The following is a 25,877-nucleotide window of genomic DNA, read 5'->3' as shown; positions in this document are numbered from 1 at the left end:
ACCTGATTTCAGCGCGTCATGTCTTCGAGCGACGGAATGGAAGGTTGCGCCCCTGAGCGCGTCACCGAGATCGACGCCGCGCGCAGCGCGAACTGGATCGCCTGCGCGGGCGCTTCGCGGGCGGCGAGCCGCGCCGCCAGGGCGCCGATGAAGGTGTCGCCGGCCGCCGTCGTATCGACCGCCGCCACCTTGGGCGCGGGCCAGTGCACGGGCGCCGATACATCTGTGGCATCCGATGCTTCATCGGCGAGCAACGCGCAGACGCCCTGCTCGCCGAGCGTCACCAGCACGTTGCGGGCCCCCGCACGGCGCAGCGCCTGGGCGGCGCGCGCGGCGTCTTCAGGCGTGGCGAGCGGCAAGCCCGTGAGCGTCGCGGCTTCGAGTTCGTTCGGAACGAGGTAGTCGATGAGCGGTAGCCAGGCCGCGGGCAGCGGACCGGTGGCCGGCGCGGGATTGAGGATGGTGATCTTGCCGAGCCGGCGTGCGGCGGCGAGCGCAGCGTGCACCGCATCGGGCGGCGTTTCGAGCTGGCAGACGACGACGGCGGCGGCCGCAAGCGCCGCCTCGTGGCGCGCGAGGCTTGCCGGCGTCACCTCGCCGTTGCTGCCCGCCACGATCACGATGGCGTTCTGGCTCGCATCGTCGACGACGATGAGCGCCACGCCAGTCGGTGCTCCGGGCGCGGTGTCGAGCGCGCTGCAATCAATGCCTTCTGCAAGGAGCCCCGCGCGCAGCAGTTCGCCATTGGCGTCGGCGCCCACGCAGCCGACCATCGCCACCCGCGCACCGAGCCGCGCCGCCGCGACCGCCTGGTTGCCGCCCTTGCCGCCCGCGACCTGCGCGAAGGCGCTGCCTGCGAGCGTCTCGCCAGGGCGCGGCAGGCGCGGCGCGCGCGCGACCAGATCCATGTTCAGGCTGCCGACCACCGCCACGCGGCCGCGCACGGCTTTCGCGCCGGTGCGCTGCTGGCCGCCGTCTTGCGTACCCGATTGCGCATCCGTGCGCGCAGCTTCGTCAATCGCCACTTCGTGTGCCTCCGGTGCTCTATTCAGTCGGCCGATTATGCACGCGCCCGTGCGTCTCGATGCGCGTGTAGCACCTGCATCAGGCTGCGAGCGACGCCTGGGCGCCGCACCACGGCGCGGTCGATTCTCGGTCCATGAGCTGAGGCGCGAGCACGCGCCGGAGCACCGTCGCGCCATTGCGCGACTGACCGGCAACGCCGATGCGCTCGATCAGCGTGAGCGCCGCCATCTTGCCCAGCTCGCGTACCGGCTGGCCGACCGTGGACAGCGCAGGCCAGGTGAATTGGCCGAGCTCGATGTCGTCGAAGCCGATGATCGAGCACTCGGCCGGCACGCGCAGGCCGCGCTCGGCGGCCGCGCGCAGCGCGCCGATGCCCATCATGTCGTTACTTGCGAAGATCGCGCTGGGTCGCACGGTGTCGAAGAGTTGCCCCGCCGCGCGATAGCCGCCCGCGCCCGAGAAGTCGGCCTCGACGATCGCGCCCGGCGCGATCTCGATGCCGCGTTCGGCCATCGCGCGCAGAAAGCCGTGCATGCGCATCGCGCTCACCGCAGCATTGACCGGCCCCGTAATGCAGCCGATCTGCGAATGCCCGAGCTCGATCAGATGGCGCGTCGCGAGCCACGCGCCGCGCTCGTGGTCGATCTGCACGAGATCGGTGTCGAGGCCTTCGATGTTGCGGTCCACCACGACGATCGGCTCGCGCGTCTCGCCCAGCGTCGCCGCGAGCACGGCATCGTCGCCCGCCGACGCCACGATCAGCCCGTCGATGCGCTTTTCCTGCAGCACGCGCAGGTAGTTGCGCTGCTTGACCGGGTCGTCGTCGGAATTGCAGAAGAACACGCAGTAGCCCTTTTGCGCGCAGCCGTCCTCGACGCCGCGCGCGAGCTCAGCGAAATACGGATTCGTGCCGTTGGGCACCACGAGCCCGATCGTCGCCGTCGAGCGCGCCTTGAGCGAGCGCGCAACCGCCGACGGCACATAGTTGAGGTCTCGAATCGCCTGCTCGACCTTGGCCCGCACGTTCGCCGAGACCGGCCGCGAATTGTTCACCACATGCGACACCGTCGTGAAAGACACCCCCGCCACGGCGGCCACATCTTTGATCGTCGCCATTTTTTCTGTTGCTCCTGCTTCGTCCTGCCCGTTTTCTACTGCTGCCGCTGCGCGGCTGCACTCTCGTTATGTTTTTGTTGTCACTACACTCTTCATTTGCCGCTTCATTTGCCCCATCACTTGCCCTTGCGGCGGCTCCGATACGTGTCGAGCACCACCGCGACCACGATCACCGCGCCGGTGATGATGCGTTTGGTCGGCTCGTTCGCGCCGATCTGCGCGAGCCCCGCCGCAAGCACGGAAATGATCAGCACGCCGAAGAACGTGCTGATGACCGAACCGCGCCCGCCCATCAGGCTCGTGCCCCCGATCACCACGGCGGCGATCACCTGTAGCTCCAGGCCGACGCCCGCGTTCGGATCGGCGGCTTCGAGCCGCGAAATCTGGAACAGCGCCGCAAGCCCCGCAAGCGCGCCCATCAGCGCGAACACAATGATCTTGTAAGGGCGCGGATCGACGCCCGCGAGGCGCACCGCCTCCTCGTTGGTGCCGATGCCGATCAGGTAGCGGCCGAACACCGTGCGCGTGAGCACCAGTTGCGCGATCACCATCACTGCGACGGCGATCAGGAACGCCGGGGAAATGCCGAACGCGATCGGGTTCGAGAGAAAATCGAACGCATCGCCGATATAGGCCGTGCGCGAATTCGTCATCTGGTACGCGAGGCCGCGCGCGGCCTCCAGCACGCCGAGCGAGACGATGAAAGACGGAATGCGCCACCCCACCGTGACCGCGCCCGTAAGCGTGCCCGTGGCCGCCGCGGCCAGCACGCCGAGCAGCGCGGCGGGCAACGCGCCGAGGCCCCACTTGAGCGACGCCACGCTCACCACCGACGCCCCGAGCGCCAGCACCGACCCCACCGAGAGGTCGATGCCCGCGATGATCAGCACGAACGTCATGCCCACCGACATCACGACGAGATCGGGAATCTGGTTCGCGATCGTGCTGAACGTGTCGTAGGTCAGGAAGTGCGAGCTCAGCAGCGAGAACAGCACGATCATCGCGACCAGCGCGAGCGCGAGGCCCAGATAATTCGAAAAGCCAAAGCGCGTGCCGACGGGCCGGGCGCTCGCGGCCGTGATCACGGGCGTAGAGGATTGCGACGGCGGCTCTGGCTGTTCCCCTGGTTGCTCGCGCAACGGTCGATTCGTCATGAAGCGCTTCCTCCTCGCTCATCGGGCGGCGGCGATTGATTGCGGCTCTCTTGATTGCGGCTCTCGGGTTGCTCCGTGGCCACGGGCGTTGTTGGCTCCGGGAGGTCGGCGGCATCGGCGAGCAGCGCGTCTTCGGCGCGATAGCCCGCAAAGGCGGCGCCGAGCAGCGCATCCTGAGTCCATTCCCCGCGCGCGAAGGTCGCCGTCATTTTTCCCGCCGACATCACGCCGATACGATCGCAGATCAGCATCAGCTCGCGCAGGTCGCTCGACACCACCACGAGCGCGCAGCCCTCGCGTGCGAGCGCGCCCATCAGCGCGTAGATATCGAACTTCGCGCCCACGTCGATGCCGCGCGTGGGTTCGTCGAACAGCAGCACGCGCACGTCCTGTGCACTCTGCTCGCCCGTGATGCGCCGCGCGAGCCAGCGGCCGATCACCACCTTCTGCTGGTTGCCACCCGAGAGCTCGCCCACGCGCTGCCCGGGGCCGGTCGTGCGGATGCGCAATGCATCGATTTGCGTATCGGCAAGCGCGTTCTCGCGCTCGGCGTCCACTACGCCATAGCGCGCCACCGCGCTCACGTTGCCAAGCGACACGTTCGCGGCCACCGGTTGCGTCAGCAACAACCCTTCGCCCTTGCGGTCCTCGGTGATCAGCGCGATGCCGTGGCGCACCGCGTCCACCGGCGAGTCGATGCGCACGGGCTTGGGCGGCTCGCCCGCTGCGCCGGCAAGCGCCACCGTGCCGCGATCCTTCGCGTCGGCGCCGTAAATGAGCCGCATGAGCTCGGTGCGTCCCGCGCCGATCAGTCCCGACACGCCGAAAATTTCCCCCGCGCGCACCTCGAACGACACATCGCGCACGACGCTGGCGCGGCCGATCCCGTCCACCTTGAGCAGCGGCGCGCCGATACGCCGCTCGCCCAGCTCGATGCGCTCGCCGAGCTCGCGCCCCACCATCAGCGCGACGATGCGCTCGGGCGTGAGGTTGGCCATCTCGTCCACGCGCACGAGCCGGCCGTCGCGCAGCACTGCCACGCGCTGCGCGATGCGCTCGAGTTCCTCGAGCCGGTGCGAGATGTAGACGAGCGCCACGCCGCGCGCCTTGAGCCGGGCGATCTGCTCGAACAGCAGCTCGACTTCGCGGCCCGTGAGCATCGCGGTGGGCTCGTCCAGGATCAGCACGCGCAGCGGCGCGGCGCCTTGCGCCTCGTCGCCGATCAGGTTGCGCGCGATCTCCACCAACTGCTGGTGGCCGATGCCGAGCTCGCCCACGGGCGTCTCGGGATCGATCGCTTCGAGTCCGACTTGCGCCATCGCCGCGCGGGCGTCCTCGTGCAAGCGCGCGCGGTCGATCCAGCCCGCCCAGCCGAGCGGCCCGAAGCTGCGCGGCAAGCGGTTCAGATACAGGTTCTCGGCAACCGAAAGCGTGGGCAGCAGGTTGAGCTCCTGCATCACCATGCGCACGCCGAGCGCCTCGGCCTGCGCGCGGCTCGCCGGCGCATAAGGCTGGCCCATCAGCGTCATGGCGCCGGTGGTGGGCGCGGTGAGCCCGCCCACGATCTTCGAGAGCGTGCTCTTGCCCGCGCCGTTCTCGCCCGTGAGCGCAAGCACTTCCCCCGCGTGCAGCGCGAGGCTGACGTCGGCGAGCACCGGCTGCTCGTAGGTCTTGCCGGCGCCCGTCACCGTGAGCACCGCGCCTTGCGCGGATGCCGGCGATTGGGCGTCGGGGGCAATTGCTTCCATCACGATCCTGTTATCGCGAGCCGCGGCGCCCGGATCCGGCAAAGGTAGCGCGGGATTGCGGAGCGCGCGGCTGCCGTTCAGGCGGCGCGTTCGAGCGATGCCGCCACGGCGGCCCGCTTTTGCTTGCTGCTTGCTGCTTGCTGCTTGCGCGGCCATCACAATACGAATAACGGCGGCGCAGTGGCTTTCTTGAGCACTTATTACATGAACGGCATGAGCGGAACGCGCGCCGCCCACGATCGGCGCGGCGCGGCCACGTTCATTACGTTCGCCTTTCGACTACTTCGCGCTGTCCTTGGTCACCAGTACGACTGGCGTTTCGACCACGCCCGAGAGTTCGGACTGCTTCTTGTGTTCCTTGAGCGCCTTGAGCGCCGTGTCGATGCCGAACACGGCCTGCTTCGCGGCGTACTGGTCGGCGGTGGCGAGCACGCGGCCGTCCTTGAGCATCGGCTTGATGGCGTCGATGTTGTCGTAGCCCACCACGTAGACCTTGCCCTGCTTGCCGGCCGCGCGCACGGCGGACACGGCGCCGATCGCCATGTTGTCGTTGCCGCACAAGAGCGCCTTCATGCCGGGATATTCGTTGAGCATGGCGGAGGCGACCGCATTGCCCTTGTCGATTTCCCATTCGCCCGATTGCACCGAGACGATCTTCGCGCCCACGGCCTGCATCGCGTCCTTGAAGCCTGCGGTGCGCTGCTGTGCGTTGGTGGTGGTCGAAACGCCCTCCACGATGCCCACCTGATCGCCGGCCTTGAGCTTCTTCGCGAGGTATTCGCCGACCTGGCGCGCGCCCTTGCGGTTGTCGGGGCCCACGAACGGCACGTTCAGGTCCTTGGACTTGAGCACGTCGGGATCGAGCCGGTTGTCGATGTTCACGACGATGATGCCCGCGTCCACGGCCTTCTTCACGACCGGCACGAGCGCCTTGGAATCGGCGGGCGCAAGCACGATGGCATCGACCTTGGAGACGATCATCTGCTCGACGATCTGGATCTGCGCGGCCGTGTCGGTTTCGTTCTTGATGCCGTTGGTCACGAGGTCGAAGCTGGACGCGTTGTGCTTCTGGTAATCCTTCGCGCCGGTTTCCATGGTCAGGAAGAACTCGTTGGCAAGCGACTTCATGACCAGCGCGATTTTCGGCTTCTGCCCGGCTGCCTGAGCGTGAGCGGTAAGCGGCATGGCGGCCGCGAACGTGACGGTGGCAAGTGCGGCTGCGGCGCCTAGAACGCGCCGGCGAATGCGGGAGTTCATCGTTTGTGTCTCCGGTTGTCTGGCCCGGCCGGGCCGTATTTCTGGTTATGCGCAAACGTATTCAGGCAACCCATTCCCGGCGCGCAACAGGACGCTGCGGCGCAGCAACCGGCACCAGCATCGGCCCCGGAATCGGCCTCAGAGCCAGCCGCCACGGCGGAACAGGACGTACAGCACGATGTCGATAATCGCCATCATGGCGAGGCAAACCTGGTAACCATACTTGAAATGCAATTCGGGGATATTGGCGAAGTTCATCCCGTAGATCCCCGCGATCATGGTCGGCACCGCGAAGAGCGCGGCGAACGAGCCGAGCCGCTTGGTCACCTCGTTCTCGGCGAGCGAGATCATGCCGAGATTCACCTGGATCGCCGTGACGATCATTTCGCGGCGCGCGTCGACCAGGTTGGACACGCGCACGAGGTGATCGTAAACATCGCGATAGTACGCCTGCATGCCGCTGCAGATCTGCGGAATGCGCCCGCCCACGAGTTTGCCCACGGCGTCCACGAGCGGCGTGACGTGGTGCTGCACGATCACGAGGCGCCGCTTGAGCGAATAGAGATCTTCGATGATGGCGCGCGACTGCGAGAGCGAGTGCTTCTCGAAGATACGGTCTTCCAGATCCTCGATCTCGCCCGAGAGCTTCTCCAGCACGGGCGCGTAGCGGTCGACCACGCTGTCCATCAGCGCGTAGAGCACGAAACCCGCGCCCTCCTTGAGCAGTTCAGGCTCGCGCTCGCAGCGGGCGCGCACGTCCTGGAAACCCTGCTGCGCACGATGGCGCACCGAAAGCACGAAATTCGGACCGGCGAACACATTCACCTGCCCGGTGACGATTTCATCCTCCTCGTCGATCTCGATCGTATGGAACACCGCGAAAAGCGTGTCGCCGTATTCCTCGATCTTCGGTCGCTGCTTGCCGTTCATCACGTCTTCGATGGCGAGCGTGTGCAGGCCGAACTCTTCCTTCATCGCGGCCATCTCGCCCGCTTCAGGGTCCTTGAGCGCGACCCAGACGAAGCACCCGGGTTTCTGGAGATAGTCGCTGATTGCCTCGATGCCGATATCGGCGAGTTTTTTGCCGCCCTGATACGCGGCGCAATTGATAAGCATGTGTCGTGTGCGTCCCGACGGCGCGGGTGGGGAAAATGGGCGCGCCGCCTGTCCTGAAGTTGATCGATTCGGCAAGTTTAAGCGTTACGCCGGTCTGGGCGGCGCAACACGTGCTATCCGCCGGCAGCATCACTGCGCAACCCGGCGAATGCCGATGCGATGATCCTTGTCGAACGTTACGCTGGCCCGGTTCGTGTAGCGCGGATCGACGACGAAGCGCAACTCCACGACCGGATCGAACTGCGTGGTCACGCCGATGCGGTGCACGCCCGGCTTCAGGTAGAAGGTGACGTGCTCGCCGTCCATGAGGTCGGTGACCTGCTCGCCGTCGATATAGACAGGGGCGTCGCGGAACTTGACGATGACGTTGCGGGTGCGCTCGCGCCGCACGTCAACGGCCACGAGCCCTTCGCCCGGCTGTGTATAGCCCGGCTTGACGATGCGCTCCGCCGGCACCGGCTTGAACGGCATCGGTGCCGACGGCTCCTCGGCGCAGCCGCCCAACGCCAGCGGCAGCGCGAGGACTGCGGCCGCCAACAGCGCCGCCGCTAGCGCGGCGCGCTGCGAACCAAAGCTCACTCTGAATACGCGCGATGGCATGGACGCTATTCCCTCGTCGGTTTTCCGGTGCTGGCGCGGCGCGCGGGGCGCGCGGGGCGTTTCGATCCTCGACGCGGGCAACGGCCGGGTGCGCCCATCATATACGCACACGACGCTGACCCACGCGCGACGCCGCACATTGCGCGCCGCGAGCCATTGCGAGCGGCGCATCGACGCGGGAGCGCTGGTATATGCTTTGGAATCGGGCGCGGTCCAGCGCAGTCAAGTCATCACGTCACATGAGGAGCATGCAGGCGATGAGGTATGCACAGCCCGCCAGGGTTCAGGGATGCGGGTCGTGACGCGGCTGATTTTCTTCTGCGGCCACGCCGGCACCGGCAAAACCTCGCTCGCCAAGCGCCTGCTCGGCCCGCTGGCCCGCGCGACGGGTGAACCGTTCTGCCTGCTCGACAAGGACACGCTCTACGGGCGCACCGGCGCTGCGATGCTCGCCGCGCTCGGCCAGGACCCGCACGACCGCGACAGCCCGCTATTTCTCCAGCATCTGCGAGATCCCGAATATCAGGGCATGCTCGACACCGCGCGCGAAAATCTCGCGCTGGGCGTGAGCGTGATTGCGGTCGGACCGCTTTCGGGGGAGGTGCGCGAGCGGCGCCTGCTCGATCGCGCATGGTTGGGAGTGGTGGCGGACGTGGGCCTCGCCGCCGTCTGGGTGCGCACCGACGAAGCAACGGCGCGCCAGCGTATCGTGGCGCGCAACCATCCCGACGATGCCTACAAGCTCGCGCACTGGAACAGCTATCGCAAGCGGCGCTTCGAGCCTGCGGGCGCGCAACTCGACGACCTCATCGTGTTCGACACGACCGCGCCCGAGCCCGCCGACTACGACGCATTGCTGCAGCGCATCGTGACGGCGTCCGCGGCCTGATCGAGGTTCGATCGCAGCCGCGGCGCGCCGCCTTTACTTCCACTTCAGTCGACGTGTGCCGAAGCCAGCGCTTCGAGCGTCGCGCCTTCATACACCTTGCCGAAGCGGTTCGAGAGGAACTGCTCGAGCGACACCTGCTCCTGGCGCACGAAGCCCTTTTGCGGCAGCTTCTTCTCGCGGAACAGATCGAGCACCGCGCACATTGCACCGGCCGTGGTGATTTCGATTGCGCTCATCGGCACGCCGCACACCGTCTTCGCGAAGATCTTGCGCGTGAAGACTTCCTGCACGAGCTGGCCGTTACGCATGCCGGTCACCGTGATGAAGATCAGCACGACGTCCTGCTCGGTGGACGGAATCGCGCGGCGCATGATCGACTTGAGCGTGTCGCGGTCGCCCGAGAGACGCAGATCTTCGAGCAGGAATTGCATGAGCGCGCGGTGGCCCGGATAGCGCACCGACTTGTAGTCGAGCGATTCGACGCGCCCGCCCAGCGTCTCGCACAACGTGCCGAGACCGCCCGACGTGTTGAACGCCTCATACTCCACGCCGTCGAGCGAGAAGTGCTCGTGACCTTCGAGCGGCTGCACCATCTGCGTGCGGCCCCCGTGGATCGCCTCGCACGGCTGGCAGTACTCGTTGATGAGGCCGTCCACGCTCCAGGTGAGGTTGTACTTGAGCGCATTGGTGGGGAACTGCGGCAGCGCGCCCACGCGCATTTTCACTTCGCGAATCTCGGTGAAGCGGCTTGCGAGCGCATGCGCCGCGAGGCCAATGAAGCCAGGAGCCAGGCCGCATTGCGGCATGAATGCGTGATCGGCGTCTTCGGCGAGTTCGCGGATTGCGTGCGTAGCGCGCACGTCCTCGGTGAGGTCGAAGTAGTGAACGCCCGCGCTCTTGGCCGCCGACGCGACATTCACCGCAAAGTGCATTGATGAGCACGTCGAAGCCTTCGAGCGCGGCGCGCAGCGCGGCGGCGTCGCCGGAATCGACACGCTGGGTGGGAATGCCCTGCGCGGCCAGCTTTTCGAGTGCCTTGGCATCGCGGTCGAGCGCCGTGACTTCATAGTCTCCGGTTGCGCGCAGCATGTGTGCAATGGTGTGGCCAATCAGGCCTGCGCCTGCAATCGCGACTTTCATTCGGTATCTCCTTGGGTTTTCTGTGGATCGGGCCATGCTGTACCCGGTGCACACAGTCTAAGGAGGTGCGAAATCAGATCCTAGGCACAAAATGATGCGCTTCGACGGAAGGTTTCGTCATTTTGGCGATGGTTTTCGTCATAACGACGAAAACCCGTAAAAACGGTGTTAACGAAGGTGCCGCAAACGTGCTGCGACAGCCCTCAGCCCATCACCGTGCCGCGGTCGATCTTGCGCGCGAGCACGATCGACGTGGTCGTGCGCTCGACGCCCTGCATGCCGCCAATCTGGTCGAGCAGATCGTTCAGGCGATCGGGGGAGTCCGCGCGCAGCCAGGCCACATAGTCGTACTCGCCGCTCACCGCGCAGAGCAGTTGCACTTCGGGCATTTTGGAAAGCCGCCTTTGCACGTCGGGGCCATTGCGCGGCGCGATGATGAGCCCGACCCACGCCTGCAGGCTCGCGTCGAGCACGTCTTGGCCCAGCCGCACGCCGTAGCCGGCGATGACCTGGGAGCGTTCGAGCCGCGCGATGCGCGCGAGCACCGTGGTGCGCGCCACGCCTAGCTGACGCGCGAGATTCGCCACGCTCTCGCGGGCGTTCTCCTGCAGCAGCGCAACGAGGCTGCGGTCGAGGTCGTCGAGTTGGTCGAGGCGTGGCGGTCTCATCGTGATGCGGGCTCCTGGGGTGGCCAATGACGTGGCCGATGGATGGCAAATGGATGGCAAATGGCCGGGAATGGTCGAATGCGCTGCTTCGATGCCGTGTCATTATCGCGCGCGGCCAGCCGCGCATAAACCCGCGCAAGCGCCCCGCTTCCCCCGTATTGCCGCGTATTTCAGCGCGTTTCTTCTGCGTTTCGTTTGTAAGCAGTTGTCGCATAGCAGCCGCGCTTAAACGATAACGTGGTACTAATACCGCCTGTAAGCGACGGATTTCTCGTCGCCACGCTACGTAACCTCCACGAATTGAATTTCCAGGGAGCAATAATGAAGAAAGTTTTCGTGATCCTTGCTGCCACGCTCTCCATGAGCGGCGCGTTCGCACAAACCGCCGCGTCATCCGCCGCGCCCGCGGCCGCTGCAACGGCGTCGAGCGCCGAAGCACGCGCCGCGCAGCATCAGCAGCGTGTGGAGGAGCGCATCGCCTACCTGCACTCCTCGCTGAAGATCACGGCCGACCAGGAGCCGCAATGGAAGACGTTCGCCGACGTCATGCGCAACAACGGCCAGACCATGGCGGGCCTCTACAAGCAGCGCGCGGAAGGCGAAGCGCAGCGTAACGCGCTCGACGACATGAAGCAGTACGCGCAAATCACCCAGGCGCACGCCGACGACATGCAAAAGCTCGTCACCGCCTTCGAGCCGCTTTACAACAGTCTCTCGCCGGAGCAGAAGAAACTGGCCGACGTCACCTTCCGCCACGGCCAGCCAACGGGCCATGCGAAGCACAAGGGCAAGCCTCACGCCAAGGCGCCGGCCGCAGAAGCGGCAAGCGGCGCCGAAGCAGCGCCGGCGCAATAAGCGGGCGCATTCAGGTAACATCACGGCGCAGCGCGCGGAACCGGTCGAGCAATCGGCCGGTTCGCGCGCTGCGCCGTTTTCGTAACAAGCAACAAGCCTGCAGGCGCACAATGATCGAACTGACCCAACTCGACCTCGCCACCGACCACGCCGCGCACCGCGTGGTCAAGGACGAAACCGTCACCGTGGAATTTGCCGCCGCGCCCGGCGAGCTGATGAGCCTCGAAGGCCCGAACCGCTACGCGCCGGGAGACGCGCTCATCACTGGCGCGACAGGCGAGCGCTGGGTCGTCTCGCGCGAGCGCTTCGATCCGAAGTACCGGCCAGCCGACGCCGCGCTCGCACACGGCGCGCCTGGTGCCTATCGCAACCTGCCCACCGTCGTGCTAGCCAAACGCATGGACGAGCCGTTCACGATCGTGCGCTCGGCAGGCGGCGACCGCCTCACTGGCGCAGCGGGCGACTGGGTCATGCAATATGCGCCTGGCGACTACGGTGTGGTGAAAGCCGAGCGCTACGCGAAGGTATACCGGCTCGCCGATTGAGTTTCGCTCCCGCGTTCGCGCACCGCACATGCGGCGCGGCGTGCTTCAGGCGAATTCCTCGTCGAGATCGAGCGTGACTTCGCGCGGCGTCTCCTCGCCTTTTGCGTGCTGTTCTTCCAGCGAGCCGATGGTTGCTTCCACATACGCACGCAACACGGCAAAGCTGCGTCCGCGCAAACGCGGCGGCAGCGCGCGATAGCGCGCCAGCGCCGCCGGCGCGATAGCCACCGTGAGCGTCATGCGGCGCGCGGCGGCCCCCATGCGCATCGCCACCCAATGCACGATAAGCAGTGGCGCGCCGGTTTCGGCTGGCCGCTCGCTAAAGCGCGTTTGCTCGGGAAACAGATCGGCGATCACGCGTGCAAGCTCCTCGAAATCGGGGCTCGCGCATTCAAACAGATAATCTTCCATTGCTGGCAAAGAGGAATTGATAAAACGTTGCGTGAGCAACGGAATGACGTAAGCGCGGCGAGTCAGGCCGGGCGCGGCACACGCCGGCCGCGCGCGCACGTCCTAAAAAGCACAATGGCCACGATGATCGCCACGACAGCATAAAGCGCGTCCACCGCAACGAGCGACACGAGACGCGCCTGGAACATCGCGGCGGGCACATCGATCAACGCGTGCAGCGCGATCGCGATGGGCAGGATCGACTTGCGCCCCGCGCGCACGCCGCGCCACATGAGCACCGAGAGTCCGATCTGGAACACGAACGCGGCCACGCGCTCGAGCGCGAACACGCCGGCCACCAGCGGCGAAAGCGTGCCGAGTATCAGATGCACGCGCAGCACGGCATCCATCGAGAGATTGCTCAGATGCTCGTCAAGCTCGCCGCGGTTCGCGAGCACCGCGAAGAAAACCCACTGCAACTGCACGAGCACGCCGACGAACCACGCTTCCGCACCGCCGTGGCCAATGCCATAAGCGAGCCCCGTGCTATCGGTCGAACCCGGCTGCCCCGCCGCGCGCCGCGCGATCAGGCGCATCGCGATATAGCGCCCCACCTCTTCGCACACCCCCGCCGCGAGCGCGCCATAAAGCACGAATGCGAGCGGATTGGTGAGCAGTTGCGCCGTCACGGGATTTCCATGCAACACGTAGCCGTTGAGCGCGCGCTCGATCACCGTCGCGAACAGGGCGAAGACCGCGATGCCCGCAATGGTGTCGCGCCAGTCGAAGGCGAACGGGCCGCGCAGCCGGCGGTACAGCGAGATGGGCAGAACGGCAACGAACAGTGTCGCGAGCGAAAGACAGACCAGCGTGACCGGATCGACGTGCATGAGGTTCCTTGTGACGTCCGGCGCACGAGGCGCGCGCCGCAGCCCGAATCATCGCAGATATCGGCGCGCTCGCGGAACCCCGAGGGCGCCGGGCCCTAGCCCAGCGTCGAGGCCCGCACGATCAGCTCGCCCGGGAACGCGGCCGCGCGCGTGGCCAGCGCCACGCCCTCGATGCGCTCGTGCAGGAATTCGACGGCCCGGTAGCCGATCTCGCGCGTGGGCTGGCGGATCGTGGTGATGCCGGCCAACGCGGCCCACTCGGGATCGTCGATGGCGATCAGCGCCGCGTGCTGTTGCCATTGGGCGCCGAAGCACGCCTTCAGATGCAGCGCGAGCCGCAAGGCGACCGGCGCATTGGCCGCGAACAGCGCGCAGCGCGCGCCACGCCGCGCGGCGTCGGCGATATGCGCATCGAGTGCGGCGAGCGAGGCGTCGATGCTCGCGTCCTCATGCAGGTCGAGCACGTGCGTGGTCGCGCGAACATTCTGCACACCCTGCGCGCCTTGCGTGCCCTGTGCGAATGCCCGAAAAGCCGCTTCACGCTCGCGCCGCGAGCTCACCTGCTCGAAGGGCTGCACGACGAACACGAGGTCGTCGTAGCCGTGCTCGAGCAGATGCTCGACGCCCAGGCGCGCGGCGGCCGCATTGTCGAGCCCGACCATATCGGCGTCGAGGCCGTCCACGGTGCGATCGACCAGCACGGCGGGAATGCCGCCGCTCGCCATCGGCTTGAGCATCGACTCAGGCACGCCGAGCGCATTGACGATCACGCCTTCCACGCGATACGTCGTGAGCAGTTGCAGATAGCGCCGCTCCATGTCGATTTCGTTCGCCGCGTGGCAAATCAGCGGCATATAGCCGAGCGCGTGGCAGGCGGCCTCCACGCCTTGCAGCACTTCCACGGAGTACGGGTTCGCCAGGTCCGCGAGCAACAGGCCGAGCAGCCGGTTGCGCCCGCGCTTGAGCCCGCGCGCCATCTGGTTGGGCCGATAGTCGAGCCGTTGGATGGCTGCTTCGATGCGTGCGCGCAGGTCCGGCGAAAGCGCCGCAAGCTCGCCGTTCAGATAGCGCGAGATGCTGGTCTTGCCGGTGCCGGCCTCGCGGGCGACATCGCTGATGGTCGCGCGGCGCGGCAGAGCGCCCTCGCCCGCGCCACTGCCCGTACTGCTGCCCGTGCTCATCGTGCGAGCACCTCGCGATTGACGATGTTGCGCTCGAGCGTGCCGGCGAGCGCCGCCACGAGGTTCTCGGCGGCACAACGCGCCATCGCGTTACGCGTTTCGTGCGTGGCGGAGCCGATGTGCGGCAGCGCCACGACATTGGGCATGCGCAGCAGCGGCGAGGCCGGGTCGATCGGCTCCTGTTCGAACACGTCGAGCCCCGCGCCGTGGATCGTGCCTGCTTCGAGCGCGGCGATCAGCGCCTTTTCGTCGACGGTCGCGCCGCGCGAGGCGTTGATGAGGATCGCGCTCTTCTTCATCTTTTGCAGTTGCTCCGCGCCGATCATGTGGCGCGTGGCGTCGGTGAGCGGCACCTGCAGGCAGACGAAATCCGCGCTGGCGAGCAGTTCGTCGAACTCGACGCGGCGCGCGCCGTAGTCGCGCTCGGCGGCTTCATTCACGCTGCGGTTGGTATAGAGCACCTTCATGTTGAAGCCCAGCGCCGCGCGCCGCGCGAGCGCGCCGCCAATGCGTCCGAGCCCGACGATGCCGATGGTCTTGCCCTGCACATCCACGCCGAATTGCGCGGGGCCGATGCTCGCCTTCCAGTGGCCCGCCTTGACCCAGTCGGCCAACTCGACCACGCGGCGCGCGCTCGCGAGGATCAGCGAAAACACCGTATCGGCCGTCGATTCGGTCAGCACGTCGGGGGTGTGCGCGAGCACGATGCCGCGCTTCGTCAGATCGGGCACGTCGAACTGGTCGTAGCCCACCGAGATGGTCGAAAGCACCTTGATGCGCGAGCCTTCGAGCAACGCGGGCGTGATCTTGACGCTTGCGCCGATCGCGCCGTCGGCGTCCTTGAGCGCAGCGGCGAACGCCTGCGAGTCTTTCGCGTCGACGAACATCACGTCGAAATGCTCGCGCAGGTACGCGGTCACATCCTCGGGCAAGGCCTTGTAGGCAACGATTTTTTGCTTCATGAGTGGGCTATTTCTGTCTGCAATGTTCCGTGAAATTTTCTCGAGCGTGATTTTCCGCGCATCACTTGCCGTGAGCCGGCGCGGCATAGGCACGGGTCTCGTCGCGGCGAGGCTTCACCGCGCGCAGCGTGAGGATCACCGAGACCACGAGCGCCACGCTCATGAACGCGTAGGACGCCGTGGGCGAACCGGTCGCGCCGTTCAGGTAGCCAACCACCCAGGAGCCGACGAACGAACCGAGCGCGCCCATGCTATTGATGAGCGCCATCGCGCCGCCCGCGACGTTCTTCGGCAGCAGCTCGGGCACGATCGCGAAGAACGGGCCGTACGGCGCGTACATCGCGGCGCCCGCCACCACCAGCAGCGCGTACGAAGCCCAGAAGTGCGTCGTGCCGAGCGCATACGAAGCCGCAAACGCAAGCGCGCCGACCAGCAAGAACGGCCAGACGAACGCGCGCCGGTTGTCGAGCTTGTCCGAGGCCCACGAAGCGGTCAGCATCGCAATGGTAGCAGCGAGATACGGCAGCGCCGAGAGCCAGCCCGTTTCGACCATGCCGAGCGCCGAGCCGTTTTTCACGATCGAGGGCAGCCACAGCACAAAGCCATACACGCCAATGCTCCAGCAGAAGTACTGTGCCGACAGCAGCATCACGGCAGGCGAGCGGAACGCTTCGGCGTAGTTCTTGACCGGCTTGATGCCGGCCTGCTCGGCGCGCAGCGCAGCGTCGATCGCGCGCTTGTCCTCGTTCGAGAGCCAGCTCACCTGCTCCGGCTTGTCGCGCACGAGCAGCCACCAGCACACGGCCCACACCACGGCGGGCACGCCCTCGGCGACGAACATGTGACGCCAGCCAAACGAATGCACGAGATAGCCCGAGACGATCGACATCCATAGCACCGTGACCGGATTGCCGAGAATCAGGAAGGTGTTGGCACGCGAGCGCTCGCCCTTCGTGAACCAGTTGCTGATGTAAATCAGCATCGCGGGCATCACGGCCGCTTCGACGATACCGAGCACGAAGCGGATCGCCATCAACGAGGGAATGTTCGTGACGACACCCGTGAGCGCCGCGCATCCGCCCCACAGAATGAGGCTCACGAACACGAGCTTGCGCACGCTGCGGCGTTCGGCATAGACCGCGCCCGGCAACTGGAAGAAGAAATAACCGAGGAAAAACAGCGCGCCGATCAGCGACGAAAGCCCGGGGCTGATGCCCAGATCGTGATTGATGCCGGCCGCCGAAGCGAAGCCGTAGTTCGCGCGGTCGAGGTAGGCCAGGCTGTACGTGATGAACACGATCGGCATGATTGCCCACCAGCGGCGCGGGGCGAGCGAGGTTGAGGTCATCGGAGTCTCCAGTCTCAGGGTGCCTTTTGGTGCCTTATGCGGGTCGCAGGCAAGGCTGTTGGTATCGGGTATCTGTGCCGGGTGCCGGCGTGGACCGGCGCCCCGTCGTGTGTTTATGCGCTCGCGCGCGCCGGGGCGGCGTCCCGGGCTTCGAGCGCATCGAGTTGCGCGCGCGTGGGCAGCCCTTCCGAGTCGCCGCTCACCTGCACGGCGAGCGCACCGATGCGGTTGCCGCGCATCACGGCCTCGCGCAGCGTGCGGCCTTCGAGCAGCGCGCTCACCACGCCCACCGCGAAGCCGTCGCCTGCGCCAACCGTGTCGACCACGTTCGCCACCGGCTGCGCCTGCACCGGACCGCGCTCGCCTTCTCGCGTCTCGTAGTACGCGCCCTTGGCGCCGAGCTTGACGATCACGCCGCGCGCGCCGCGCTCGATGTAAAAACGCGCGATCGTCGCGGGATCGTCGGAGCCCGTGAGAATGCGCCCCTCGTTCACGCCGGGCAGCACCCAGTCGGCTTGGCTCGCGAGTTCGTTGAGCGTCGCGACCATCTCCGCTTCGGAGCCCCACAGCGTCGGGCGCAGATTCGGATCGAAGCTGATCGTGCGCCCGGCCTCGCGCATCGCGCGGGCGAGCGTGAACGCGAGTTCGCGCGAGCTCGCCGAAATCGCGGGCGCCACGCCGCTCAAGTGCAGATGGCGCGCGCCGAGCACATAGTCGCGCCTGAAATCGTCGATCGACAGATGGCTCGCCGCCGAGCCGCGGCGGAAGTATTCGACCGTGGGATCGCTGCCGTCGTCATTCTTCGACTTGAGCTGGAAACCCGTGGGATGGCGCGCATCGGTTTGCACGCCCTGCGCGTCGATGCCCTCTTGTGCGAGCACGCCGCGCACGAACTGGCCGAACGAATCGTTGCCCACGCGGCTCATCCAGCCCACTTTGAAGCCCAGGCGCGCAAGGCCCGTCGCCACGTTGAGCTCAGCGCCGGCCGCGCGCTTGGTGAAGTGCGCGACGTCGCTGAGCGGGCCGGTGTCGGCGGCCACGAACATCGCCATGGCCTCGCCGTAGGTGATGACATCGAGTGAGTGCGTCATGGAGTGCATTCCTGAAAAAACAGATTCGGGTAGCCAGACTGTCGGGATCGTCCGGCGCGTGACATATCAGGCGTTGCCGAGCCACGCCACGTAGCGCGCGGCGTCCTCGTTCATGCGCACGGCGTCGAACGGAAATTCGATACCGCGCGGCACGTCCGCGGGCAGGCATGCGAGCGCAGCGCGGCACAGCGCATCGTCGGCAGCGGGCGCGCAGGCGAAACGGCGCGCGCCCGCGCCTTCCACGGCCTTGCAATGGATGTATTCGACGTGAGGCGCGAGCGCGGCGGCGGCCGTCAGCGGCGCTTCGCCGGCCCATTGCCAGTTGCCGATGTCGAAGGTCATGCCGATCAGCTTGTCGTGCCCGGCGGCGCACAGCGCCTGAAAAAGGCCGACGAACTGGGCGAGACTGCCGCCTTGCTCGAGTTGGCCGTTTTCGACAACCACGCGCGGCATCGGGAATGCGTCGCCGGCCTGCGTGCCCGCGAGGCCGAGATGTTCAAGCACCGCCACGAGCCGCGCGACCTGCGCATCGCCCGCAAGACCGCCGAGCTGCAGCTTGACGAAGCGCGCACCCAACGCGCGCCCGCAGGCGACGGCTGCGCGCAGCGCGGCTTCGTCGAGCGCGCCGTCTTCGCGGTACAGCGTGTCGGGCGTCGACCACACGGGCCACAGGCCCTCGCGTTCGAGCGCCATACCGAGCGTGCGCAGCGCCTGCGGCTCGGCGTCGGCGTCGTCCATCAGCTCGCGCCGCACTTCGAATGCACGCGCGCCCGCCTCACGGGTTGCGCCACACCACGCCGCATGTCCGTCGCGCCGGATCGATCCGGCGCCGAATGCGCTCGCCACTATCGCTACTTCCGCCATCGTTTTTTCCCAATGCTTGTCCCGTTCCCCGCGCTAGCAGATCTCGTGCTTCGCGAGCTTTGGAACCGGTTCCAAATCAATATCGAAAAAAAGCGCCTGTGCGCCCGTTTGTTGCTGATCGACACTGTTTGATGCCAATTGATGGGCGGATAGTGCGCTGCCCCAGCGCACCACGCCATTATGGAAATCCCCTAAATCACGGCGGGAACCGGGTGCTGCCCGCCTCCGCATGCGGCGCGTCGAGCAGGCATAGCTCGAGAAAGCGCTGGGTAACACGAGACGCCGCGCCCGCGTGCGGCACGATGATGGAAAAGCGCCGCACCAGCGGCTCGGGCTCGATGCGGATCTGCTGGAGCGCGCCGTCTTCGTGCCGCATCGATATGGCCGAGACGAAGCCGATGCCCATGCCGGCTCGCACTGCTTCCTTGACGCCTTCTACGCCAGCGATTTCCAGCGCGACGCGCATCGGCACGGCGGCGCGCGCGAACGCGCGCTCCACCACCTGGCGCACGCCCGAGCCGTCCTCGCGCAACACGAGCGGCAGCCCTGCAAAGGCGCTCAGATCGCGGCGCAGCGGACCCGCGCCGGCATGCCCGGATGCGGCCCCCTGCTGTGCGTCGCCGGCCAACGGGGCGACAAGCGCGTGGCCGCATGGCGCGATCGCGACGATTTCGTCCTCGTGCCACGGGTGCACAGCGCAATCGGCAGGCAGCTGCTCGCCCACCGGCCCTTCGACCAACGCAATATCCAGCTCGCCGAGCATCGCAACCACGTCGGTCGTGTTGCCGCTCGCCGTATCGAGCTTCACTTCCGGGTAACTCCGATGGAATGCCGCTACCAGATACGGCAGCCGATAGCTCGCGGGCGTCGTGCTCGCGCCGATGCGCAGCGTGCCGCGCTCGAGCCCGCGCAGCGCATCGCGAAACGCCAGCGCTTCGCGCCAGGTGTCGCGCAGGCGCGCCGCGTAAGCCGCGAGTTGCTCGCCGGTGGGCGTGAGGCGTACGCCACGCCCATCGCGCAGATAGAGCGGCTCGCCGAACTCCTCCTGCAGCAGCCGCAACTGCCCCGACACCGCGGGCTGCGACAAATGCAGCGCGAGCGCTGCACGGCTGATGTTCAGGTGCTCGGCAACGGAAGCGAAAGTTATCAGTTGTTCCGGGGTCATTGCAGCCAACTATTTGGTTGACTTATATTTTACGTCGCAAATGACGATTTTTCATATCCTTATATCTAATTTAGGATTGGAACATTCGTCAGTCAGACAAATTTGCTGCCAAACACTATGTCCACACCGTCGACTTCCCTTTCTTCCGCGTCATCCTCCACGCGGGGCCAACTCAACGGCGTGCTGTTCGTTGCGCTGTTCGCCGCCGCCGTCACGCGCATCGCGGCCCTCCCCGCCATCGCGGGTCTCGGCTTGAGCCCGCTGATCGTCGGCATCGTCGGCGGAGCGATTTATGGCAACGCGCTGCGCCACGGCATGCCCGAAAGCTGGGCCGCCGGCGTCAACTTCTCGGCGCGCAAGCTGCTGCGCATCGCGGTGGCGTTCTTCGGGCTGCGGGTGAGTCTTCAGGAAATCGCCCAGGTCGGCCTGCCGGGCCTCGTCGAATCGGCGGTGATCGTGGTGAGCACGCTCGCGATCGGTACCTGGGCCGGCATGAAGCTCATGAAGCTCGACCGCGACACGGCTATCCTCACCGCTGCAGGCAGCGCGATCTGCGGCGCAGCCGCAGTGCTCGCCTTCGAATCCACGCTGCAATCGAAACCGCACAAGAGCGCCATGGCCGTGGGCAGCGTGGTGCTGTTCGGCACGCTCTCGATGTTCCTCTACCCGCTGCTCTATCGCGCCGGCTGGTTGCATCTCGACACCATGGGCGCCGGGCTCTTCTTCGGCGGCACGATCCACGAGGTTGCGCAGGTCGTGGGCGCGGCGAGCAATGTGAGCCCCGAGGCCACGCACATCGCCACCATCGTGAAGATGACCCGCGTGATGCTGCTCGTGCCGGTGCTGCTCGCGCTCGGCGTCTGGCTGAACCGTTCGGCACGCGGCGCCGCTGAAGGCAAGCAAGGCGCACGCAAGCTCGCGGTGCCCTGGTTCGCGCTCGGTTTTCTCGCGCTCGTGGTGGTGAACTCGCTCCACGTGCTGCCGGATTCGGCAACCCAGACGCTCAACATGCTCGACACCTTCGCGCTCACCATGGCCATGACGGCGCTCGGCATCGAGACCCGCGTCTCGCAGATCCGCCAGGCCGGCCCGCGTGCCCTGACCACCGGCTTGATCGTCTATGTCTGGCTGGTCGGCGGCGGTCTCGCAATCACCTGGGCCGTGGAGCGACTGTTCGGATGATCGCCGGCGACGGGCCTTACTACCGTTTGAGAGACTGCGTACCGGTTTGCCCGGGCGCTTGCCCCGCCCCTGGCGGGGCTTTTTGCGTTTTTCGCGCTGGAAAATTACGCTGCGGCAATACACGACCAGACGCACGGCAACGCACACGAAGAAGCACACGACGAAGCACACGAATCGGCGCCCAACGAGAAGTCGCTGCCCGCGCGCCGCAACGTGCAAATGCGCGCGATACTGTCGTCCCATGCCGCTCGCCGCTCGGGCGGCCGTCGTGGCAGTCTTTGTCCGGATGGAGACGACCGATGGCATACGAACTGTATTACTGGGACGGCCTGCAAGGCCGGGGCGAATTCGTGCGGCTCGCGCTGGAGGAAGCGCAAGCGCCTTACGTCGATGTGGCGCGCGGCGCGAAAGAGGAAGGTCTCGGCATGAGCGCGATGATAGCCCGGCTCGACAGCGACGCCCCGTATCCGCCCTTCGCGCCACCGTTTCTCAAGGATGGCGATCTGATCGTGCCGCATGTCGCGAACATCCTGTTCTATCTCGGCCCGAAGCTGAACCTCGCGCCGCGCGACGAGGCGCTGCGCGTGATCGCGAACGGCTTGCAGCTCACGATCGCCGATTTTTTGACCGAGGCGCACGATACGCATCATCCGATCGCGAGCGGCCGGTATTACGAAGACCAGAAGGACGAGGCGAAGGCGCGCGCGGAGGACTTCCTCGCGCATCGCCTGCCGAAATTCCTGGGCTACTTCGAACGCGTGCTCGCGCAGAACCCGGATGGGCCGCAACATATGGTCGGCAAGGCGCTCAGCTATGTGGATCTGTCGATGTTCCAGATCGTCGCGGGCCTGCGTTACGCGTTTCCAAAAGCCACGAAGCATCTGGCCGATCGCTATCCGCATGTGAGCGCGCTGCACGACGCCGTGGCCGCGCGCCCGAACATCGCGGCCTACCTTGCTTCGCAACGGCGGCTGCCATTCAACGAAACCGGCATCTTCCGCCACTATCCTGAACTCGACCGCGCCGCGCGCTGATTGCACGGCATCCACTGACCAGAACCCAGAAAAACACCTAACCGCCGTGCTGTCATTCCTGCTGAAACTGCGCACCCGCGCCCGCGATCTCTTTCGCCTCTCCGACGCCCACACGATGCTGATCTGGTCGGTCATCGTCGGCATAGCCGGTGCGTTCGCGACCGTGCTCTTTCGCGAGGGCATCGCTCATCTGCAGATCCTCTTCTCGGGCAGCGAAGGCAGCTTTGTGGCGATGGCGCGCCGCCTGCCCTGGCACACGCGCATCTGGTTGCCGGCCGTGGGCGGCTTCGTCGCGGGCTGCTTCCTGCTGATTGCCAAACGCAGCAGCGCTCCCGGCAACGGCGGCAAGCCGATCCACACCGACTACGTGGAAGCCGTGGCGATCGGCGACGGCGTGATGCCGGTCGGCAAGAGCATCTGGCGCAGCATGTCTTCGCTCTTCACCATTGCGAGCGGCGGCTCGATCGGCCGCGAAGGCTCGATGGTGCAACTCGCCGCGCTCGCCGCTTCGCTGATCGGCCGCTGGGTCCACTTCGATCCGCAGCGCCTGCGCCTGCTCGTGGCCTGCGGCGCGGCGGCCGGTATCACCTCGGCCTATAACGCGCCGATCGCGGGCGCCTTTTTCGTGACCGAGATCGTGCTCGGCGCGATCGTGATGGAGAGCTTCGGGCCAATCGTCGTCGCCTCGGTGGTGGCGAACATCACCATGCGCGAATTCGCCGGCTACAAGCCGCCGTACGAGATGCCGGTGTTTCCGCCCGTCACAGGCGTCGAAGTGCTGCTGTTCGTGGCGCTCGGCTTGCTGTGCGGGGTGCTCGCGCCGCGCTTCCTGTCGCTGCTCGACGTGGCCAAGGCCGGCTTCGGCCGGCTCAAGCTGCCGCTGCCGGCAAAGCTCGCGCTGGGCGGCTTTGTCTGCGGCGTGCTTTCGATCTGGACGCCCGAGGTCTGGGGCAACGGCTATAGCGTTGTGAACTCGCTCCTGCATTCGCCGTGGACCTGGACCGCGCTCGCCACGGTGCTCGTGTTCAAGCTCGTCGCGACCGCCGCGACCGTGGGCTCGGGCGCGGTGGGCGGCGTATTCACGCCGACACTCTTCATGGGCGCCGTGATCGGCTGCCTGTTCGGCCAGGGGATGCAGGCGATCTGGCCGCACGGCATTTCGGCGCCGTACGCGTATGCGATGGTCGGCATGGGCGCGTTCCTCGCGGGCGCGACCCAGGCGCCGCTCATGGCGATCCTGATGATCTTCGAGATGACGCTCAGCTATCAGGTGGTGCTGCCGCTGATGCTCTCGTGCGTGGTTGCGTATTTCGTCGCGCGCGCGACCGGCAAGAAGTCGATGTACGAGATCACGCTGCACCGCAACCGTGAGGAAGCCGAGCGCCTGCGCCTGCGCGCCACGCAGATGCGCGAGCTGATCCGCCCAGCCGACACCGTGGTGCGCTCCGATGCCACCGTGCAGGACATGACGCGCGTGTTCCTCGAATACCCGGTGAAGTATCTCTACGTAACCGACGATGACGGCCGCTTCCTCGGCGCGGTCGCGCTTGCCGACATCACGGACGACCTCCTGCAAAAGCACGACACCTCGAACAAGCGTGCGCGCGACTACCTGCGGGTCTCGTTCGACGTGCTCACGCCCGACATGCCGCTCGCGGTGGCCTTGCAGCACTTCATGTCGTTCCAGGGCGAGCGTCTGCCCGTGATCGAAAGCGCGCGCCATCCTACGCTGGCGGGGGTGGTCTACAAGACCTCGCTGCTCGACGCGTACCAGCGCATGACACCGGAGCGCTGACGCGCCCACGATAAAAAAGCACGCGCGTTCGAGACGCACTGGCACATTTGCTGCCATTATGGAATTGTCGCTTGCGCGTGCGCACCGGCGGGCCTCGTTTCCAGCCTCATTGCACGCGCCGCGGCGCGCCACGCTCTTCCCGGGTCCGCCGTGAGGCCCTGCCCCAGAACCGTGGCAGCCCTGCCACCCCGGTCAGCCGGATCGTCGCGGCACGGCACTTGCTGCGACCCTTGGGCCGCATGAGGAAAGGAGGTCGAGCGATGAAAACCTCGACACTGATGGCCACCGTGCTGTTGTCTGCCTCGTGCTTTGCCGCACCTGTGCACACCCAGGACGCCCAGGTCGACCGCGCGAGCGCCACGGCCCACGCACCGTTCGTGCGCTCGCCGATGGACGACGCCCCTGTGGCTCCGCCCGCGCCTGATATCCCGGTCGCCTCGACGGGCACCCAGCACTGGAAATATCTGACCCTGCCGAAATCGCACCGCCTGGATCAGTCGGTAATCCCGGTCTTGCATCAGCAGACCTGAGTCATGGTCCGCACGTGCGCGGCGATTCGCCGTGACGCGTGTGCCCTGCCATGCGGTTGGTCAACGTGGTCAGTGGTCGGCGACACCGGAGCCCGCGCACCGCGCACATTCTGCGGCGGCGCCCGGAATGGATTGGGTATGCTAGATCGGCGACGTCATCCGCCGCTCCCGCGTATCCGCTCAACAAAGGACCTGATAGATGTCCGCCACGCCCATCCCCGAAGAGCCCATCGATCTCCAGTTCGCCGACGTGCTGCGCGAAGTGCGCTGGCCGACCAACAAGGACGAACTCGTGGAAGCCGCCCGCGCCGCCGGCGCGAGCAACGAGGTGCTGGCGATCCTCGACGGCCTGCCCGAACAGGACTATCGCGACGTAGCCTCAGTCACGCGCCTGATCGGCAGCAACTACGGTCCAGGCCTCGGCATCTGATGCCCGTTGCGCGCGAAGCTCAGGCGTCGCGCCCGAACACCACGCGCGCAAAGAAGCGGGCAAGCACCTCCGTGACAACCGTTGGCGTAACGTGCTGCGGATCGGAGGCGGCAAGAAATTGCACGCCGTCGCACAAGCCCATTAGCCCGATCACGAGCAGCTCGGGCGCAAGCGTGACCGGCGTGCCTGCGCGCGCCGAAAATTCCTCGATATAGGCAACCAGCTGATCGCGTTTGTCCTTCATGAACGCGTTAAATCGCGTGCGAAAGCGTGCGTCGCGCGCCGCGAGCAGCTTGGCCTCGACCCACAGCAAGAACGCCTTGTTGTCCTGCGGCAGACGGCTGTAGTACTGAATCACCCGCGCTTCCATGTCGTCACGTGACATGTTCTCGGCAAAAATCGCCCGCAAGTCGGCCTGCATGACCTCGTGATCGCGCTGCAGCAACTCCACCAGCAGCTCCGACTTGCTGCGAAAGTTCGAATAGAACGCCCCGCGTGTATAGCCCGCAGCCTGAGCGATATCTTCCACGCTCGCGCCCACGAACCCCTTGCGCATGAACATGGCCTGAGCGGCATCGAGCAGGCGCGCGCGCGTCTGGTCGCGGCTTTGCTCGCGGGTGAGTCGAGTGCGCTTGGCGGGTTGGCGCGTCATGGCGTAGGCGAATCGGACAGAATTTGAGACGGCGCGATAGTAGCGCGAGTCTAGCACTGAATGATTCCTCTGATTCAGATGGGTATTCAGATACACCGATGTATTAGAATTCACAGGATTATCTGAGGCCGGCCGCCCCGCAAGGCAGGAGACATCGAAGCGCGCCACGCGCGGACGGACTCAGCAACGGTGCACAACAAGCCAACCCCGAGGTCATCCGACCCGGTCAACCCGGCCCTCTCTGCCAGC

25 protein-coding genes and 1 pseudogene are annotated in these 25,877 nt (G+C 66.3%); 8 read left to right on the top strand and 18 right to left on the bottom strand.

The genetic code is table 11. The annotated features are described in order from the left end of the window. Positions 1-8 precede the first annotated feature (8 nt). The 7 genes from rbsK to HV773_RS25960 all read right to left on the bottom strand — a co-directional run bounded on the left by rbsK (position 9) and on the right by HV773_RS25960 (position 8,017). Positions 9-932 (bottom strand): ribokinase, encoded by a 924-nt coding sequence (gene rbsK, locus HV773_RS25990; RefSeq protein ID WP_174220082.1) that lies wholly within the window; start codon positions 930-932, stop codon positions 9-11. Between the two features lie 172 nt (positions 933-1,104). Further along, on the bottom strand, positions 1,105-2,142 hold the full coding sequence (locus HV773_RS25985) for a LacI family DNA-binding transcriptional regulator (protein ID WP_129561990.1): 1,038 nt from the start codon (positions 2,140-2,142) through the stop codon (positions 1,105-1,107). A 116-nt stretch (positions 2,143-2,258) separates the two neighbouring features. Further along, a complete protein-coding gene (locus HV773_RS25980; RefSeq protein ID WP_129561989.1) occupies positions 2,259-3,296 on the bottom strand; it encodes an ABC transporter permease in 1,038 nt (345 codons plus the stop codon). Next, positions 3,293-5,044, bottom strand: coding sequence for a sugar ABC transporter ATP-binding protein (locus HV773_RS25975; protein ID WP_129561988.1), 1,752 nt, complete (start codon positions 5,042-5,044; stop codon positions 3,293-3,295). Before HV773_RS25975 ends, HV773_RS25980 begins: the two co-directional genes overlap by 4 nt. Before the next feature lie 279 nt (positions 5,045-5,323). Next, positions 5,324-6,301 carry a sugar ABC transporter substrate-binding protein gene (locus HV773_RS25970; protein WP_129561987.1) on the bottom strand — a complete coding sequence of 326 codons (978 nt, stop codon included), beginning with the start codon at positions 6,299-6,301 and terminating at the stop codon, positions 5,324-5,326. 138 nt (positions 6,302-6,439) lie between these two features. Beyond that, on the bottom strand, positions 6,440-7,417 hold the full coding sequence (corA, locus tag HV773_RS25965) for a magnesium/cobalt transporter CorA (protein WP_129561986.1): 978 nt from the start codon (positions 7,415-7,417) through the stop codon (positions 6,440-6,442). A gap of 129 nt (positions 7,418-7,546) precedes the next feature. Beyond that, positions 7,547-8,017 carry a hypothetical protein gene (locus HV773_RS25960; protein WP_174220050.1) on the bottom strand — a complete coding sequence of 157 codons (471 nt, stop codon included), beginning with the start codon at positions 8,015-8,017 and terminating at the stop codon, positions 7,547-7,549. 298 nt (positions 8,018-8,315) lie between these two features. On the opposite strand from HV773_RS25960, the gene HV773_RS25955 reads away from it, so the two are divergent. Beyond that, the gene (locus tag HV773_RS25955; RefSeq protein ID WP_129561985.1) at positions 8,316-8,906 is read left to right on the top strand and encodes a P-loop nucleotide/nucleoside kinase family protein; all 591 of its coding nucleotides are present in this window, start codon (positions 8,316-8,318) and stop codon (positions 8,904-8,906) included. 44 nt (positions 8,907-8,950) lie between these two features. Here HV773_RS25955 and HV773_RS25950 read toward each other — a convergent pair. Beyond that, positions 8,951-10,046 (bottom strand): annotated as a pseudogene (locus HV773_RS25950) (saccharopine dehydrogenase family protein). A gap of 203 nt (positions 10,047-10,249) precedes the next feature. Continuing rightward, positions 10,250-10,714 carry an Lrp/AsnC family transcriptional regulator gene (locus HV773_RS25945; protein ID WP_035532630.1) on the bottom strand — a complete coding sequence of 155 codons (465 nt, stop codon included), beginning with the start codon at positions 10,712-10,714 and terminating at the stop codon, positions 10,250-10,252. Between the two features lie 321 nt (positions 10,715-11,035). On the opposite strand from HV773_RS25945, the gene HV773_RS25940 reads away from it, so the two are divergent. Beyond that, on the top strand, positions 11,036-11,569 hold the full coding sequence (locus tag HV773_RS25940; protein ID WP_129561983.1) for a Spy/CpxP family protein refolding chaperone: 534 nt from the start codon (positions 11,036-11,038) through the stop codon (positions 11,567-11,569). A 110-nt stretch (positions 11,570-11,679) separates the two neighbouring features. Further along, positions 11,680-12,114: a PGDYG domain-containing protein gene (locus HV773_RS25935; RefSeq protein ID WP_129561982.1), complete on the top strand. Its 435-nt coding sequence runs from the start codon at positions 11,680-11,682 to the stop codon at positions 12,112-12,114. A 45-nt stretch (positions 12,115-12,159) separates the two neighbouring features. On the opposite strand, the gene HV773_RS25930 is transcribed toward HV773_RS25935, so the two are convergent. The 8 genes from HV773_RS25930 to HV773_RS25895 form a co-directional block, all read right to left on the bottom strand. Then, the gene (locus HV773_RS25930) at positions 12,160-12,525 is read right to left on the bottom strand and encodes a DUF3022 domain-containing protein (protein ID WP_129561981.1); all 366 of its coding nucleotides are present in this window, start codon (positions 12,523-12,525) and stop codon (positions 12,160-12,162) included. 62 nt (positions 12,526-12,587) lie between these two features. Further along, the gene (locus HV773_RS25925) at positions 12,588-13,394 is read right to left on the bottom strand and encodes a YhfC family intramembrane metalloprotease (protein ID WP_129561980.1); all 807 of its coding nucleotides are present in this window, start codon (positions 13,392-13,394) and stop codon (positions 12,588-12,590) included. Between the two features lie 95 nt (positions 13,395-13,489). Beyond that, on the bottom strand, positions 13,490-14,575 hold the full coding sequence (locus HV773_RS25920; protein ID WP_129561979.1) for a LacI family DNA-binding transcriptional regulator: 1,086 nt from the start codon (positions 14,573-14,575) through the stop codon (positions 13,490-13,492). After that, the gene (locus HV773_RS25915; RefSeq protein WP_129561978.1) at positions 14,572-15,537 is read right to left on the bottom strand and encodes a 2-hydroxyacid dehydrogenase; all 966 of its coding nucleotides are present in this window, start codon (positions 15,535-15,537) and stop codon (positions 14,572-14,574) included. The genes HV773_RS25920 and HV773_RS25915 overlap by 4 nt, the downstream gene beginning before the upstream one ends. Positions 15,538-15,598: 61 nt before the next feature. Next, positions 15,599-16,885 carry an MFS transporter gene (locus tag HV773_RS25910; protein WP_129561977.1) on the bottom strand — a complete coding sequence of 429 codons (1,287 nt, stop codon included), beginning with the start codon at positions 16,883-16,885 and terminating at the stop codon, positions 15,599-15,601. A 113-nt stretch (positions 16,886-16,998) separates the two neighbouring features. After that, positions 16,999-17,976 (bottom strand): sugar kinase, encoded by a 978-nt coding sequence (locus tag HV773_RS25905; RefSeq protein WP_129561976.1) that lies wholly within the window; start codon positions 17,974-17,976, stop codon positions 16,999-17,001. Between the two features lie 66 nt (positions 17,977-18,042). Beyond that, complete coding sequence (locus tag HV773_RS25900; protein ID WP_129561975.1) at positions 18,043-18,840, bottom strand: TIM barrel protein; 798 nt, start codon at positions 18,838-18,840, stop codon at positions 18,043-18,045. Between the two features lie 196 nt (positions 18,841-19,036). Continuing rightward, a complete protein-coding gene (locus tag HV773_RS25895; protein WP_129561974.1) occupies positions 19,037-20,005 on the bottom strand; it encodes a LysR family transcriptional regulator in 969 nt (322 codons plus the stop codon). 117 nt (positions 20,006-20,122) lie between these two features. On the opposite strand from HV773_RS25895, the gene HV773_RS25890 reads away from it, so the two are divergent. The 5 genes from HV773_RS25890 to HV773_RS25870 all read left to right on the top strand — a co-directional run bounded on the left by HV773_RS25890 (position 20,123) and on the right by HV773_RS25870 (position 24,976). Then, positions 20,123-21,187: a YeiH family protein gene (locus HV773_RS25890; protein WP_129561973.1), complete on the top strand. Its 1,065-nt coding sequence runs from the start codon at positions 20,123-20,125 to the stop codon at positions 21,185-21,187. A gap of 299 nt (positions 21,188-21,486) precedes the next feature. Further along, on the top strand, positions 21,487-22,221 hold the full coding sequence (locus tag HV773_RS25885) for a glutathione S-transferase (RefSeq protein ID WP_129561972.1): 735 nt from the start codon (positions 21,487-21,489) through the stop codon (positions 22,219-22,221). A 46-nt stretch (positions 22,222-22,267) separates the two neighbouring features. Next, positions 22,268-24,016: a ClcB-like voltage-gated chloride channel protein gene (locus HV773_RS25880; protein ID WP_129561971.1), complete on the top strand. Its 1,749-nt coding sequence runs from the start codon at positions 22,268-22,270 to the stop codon at positions 24,014-24,016. Between the two features lie 260 nt (positions 24,017-24,276). After that, positions 24,277-24,546 (top strand): hypothetical protein, encoded by a 270-nt coding sequence (locus HV773_RS25875; RefSeq protein ID WP_129561970.1) that lies wholly within the window; start codon positions 24,277-24,279, stop codon positions 24,544-24,546. A gap of 199 nt (positions 24,547-24,745) precedes the next feature. Continuing rightward, complete coding sequence (locus HV773_RS25870; protein ID WP_129561969.1) at positions 24,746-24,976, top strand: DUF2795 domain-containing protein; 231 nt, start codon at positions 24,746-24,748, stop codon at positions 24,974-24,976. A gap of 19 nt (positions 24,977-24,995) precedes the next feature. Here the strand turns inward: HV773_RS25870 and HV773_RS25865 are convergent, their stop codons facing one another. Continuing rightward, positions 24,996-25,628 carry a TetR/AcrR family transcriptional regulator gene (locus tag HV773_RS25865; RefSeq protein WP_129561968.1) on the bottom strand — a complete coding sequence of 211 codons (633 nt, stop codon included), beginning with the start codon at positions 25,626-25,628 and terminating at the stop codon, positions 24,996-24,998. Positions 25,629-25,877 lie beyond the last annotated feature (249 nt).

The organism is Paraburkholderia caffeinitolerans (genome assembly GCF_902859945.1).
Taxonomy (GTDB): domain Bacteria; phylum Pseudomonadota; class Gammaproteobacteria; order Burkholderiales; family Burkholderiaceae; genus Paraburkholderia; species Paraburkholderia caffeinitolerans.
The sequence above is the reverse complement of the archived record's forward strand: the minus strand, read 5'-3'. Positions and strand labels throughout refer to the sequence as shown.